Source organism: Oleiphilus sp. HI0125 (genome assembly GCF_001635355.1).
The window spans coordinates 1-1,650 of sequence record NZ_LWGF01001525.1 but is presented as its reverse complement, the minus strand read 5'-3'; the positions used below and the strand labels follow the sequence as shown (position 1 = coordinate 1,650).

The following is a 1,650-nucleotide window of genomic DNA, read 5'->3' as shown; positions in this document are numbered from 1 at the left end:
CAAGCCACCGCCCAAGTAATCGAGCGTAACGAAGATCTTTTTCCTAACGAAGGTAGTTATTTATTTATTGAGCCACCATCAGAGCCAACAAATAATGTTTTTGCATTGCATGATGTTGTGACGTTCAACTACAGAACCTATAAAGCTTTCGAAGAGTTTGATAAAGAAAATATTGTCTTTGGTATCCCTGAAACTGGCGATCGTTATGACGGTATTATTTTGTTTATGCCAAAGTCAAAACCTGAGTTGGAATTGTATTTAGATCTGGCAGCAAGCGTACTAGCAGATCATGGCAAACTGTATCTCTTAGGCGAAAAGAAGAGCGGTATTGCGAGCGGCGCAAAGCGACTCGCGACTCGTTCAAAAGAGTGCGTAAAAATCGATTCAGCCAAACACTGTCAGCTGTGGGAAGCGTCCGGCGTATCGGCTACTAATGTATTTGATATACAAGACTATTTTGAAGTTTTCGATTTTCAGCTCGATCCCGAGAATAAACTCAAACTCGCTGCACTACCTGGTGTATTCGCGAGTGGGCGGTTAGATGAGGGCACAGCTTTGTTGCTCGAACAGGATATCCGTCGCTTGAAAGGACGAACCTTAGACTTCGGTTGTGGGTGCGGCGTAATTAGCGTAGCAATTAAAACTTTGAATCCAGATATAGATGTGGAGAGTATAGACATCAACTGGTTTGCCCTAGAGGCGACCAAGAAGACTTTATCCTTAAATGGATTAACGGCCTCGGTGTATGCGAGTGATGGTTGGGATGAAGTAAAAGGAAGAGTGAATGGCGTCGTAACTAACCCACCGTTTCATCAGGGCGTTTCAACAGAGTATATGACGACTGAGTCGTTTATTAAGACGGCCAAAGACAAAATGGCGCGCTATGCCCCCATGTATATAGTGGCAAATAATTTCTTAAGGTACCCAGAATTGATCACTTCAGTATTTGGCCGATGCTCTGATGTTGGACGAAACAACAAATTCGCGGTCTATTATTGCGAACGTTAAAGTTCGAATGTTTTTGAAAGGAGGTAATAATGACTCAAAAACTTATGTCTAGTGTGAATTATTCCGGCGATGGCTCCGCTAGCATTCCATTTGCTTGGCAATTGCTGCAAGGCGCCTCAACGCAACACTTCGTCGACGGCACGCAATTTACTCCTCCTTTTGCTGAACATCTAGACTGTATCGCGCTTGGGCTTGGTTGCTTTTGGGGGGCTGAACGTGCGTTTTGGCAGCTCGACGGTGTTGTCTCGACTGCGGTTGGCTATGGTGGAGGAGAGCAAGCTGATCCGGATTACAAAACGGTCTGTAATGGTGCGACAGGCCATGTTGAGCTCGTTTTAGTTATTTTTGATGCGTCGAAAATTAGCATACAAGAGATTTTGAAGGTTTTCTGGGAAAAGCATGACCCAACACAGGGCATGAGGCAGGGGAATGACATCGGTTCTCAATATCGCTCTGCTATATATTGGATGAAGCCTGAGCATGAGGCCGTCGCTTTAAAAACGCTAAAAGAATATGAGAAAAAATTGTTGTCGCGTAGCTATGGTGCGATCACGACCGAAATAAAACCGCTTAATGCTTTTTATTATGCAGAGTCTTACCATCAGCAGTATTTAGCAAAGAATCCGGGTGGGTATTGCGGGC

Annotated in this window: 2 protein-coding genes; both read left to right on the top strand. The window is 44.4% G+C overall.

The features are described from left to right. Positions 1-1,008 (top strand): class I SAM-dependent methyltransferase (locus tag A3762_RS25505; RefSeq protein WP_068758212.1); only part of this gene is annotated, 1,008 nt, incomplete at its 5' end. A 29-nt stretch (positions 1,009-1,037) separates the two neighbouring features. Then, positions 1,038-1,650: peptide-methionine (S)-S-oxide reductase MsrA (gene msrA / locus A3762_RS25500; protein ID WP_068758210.1), on the top strand; the 613-nt coding region annotated here is incomplete at its 3' end.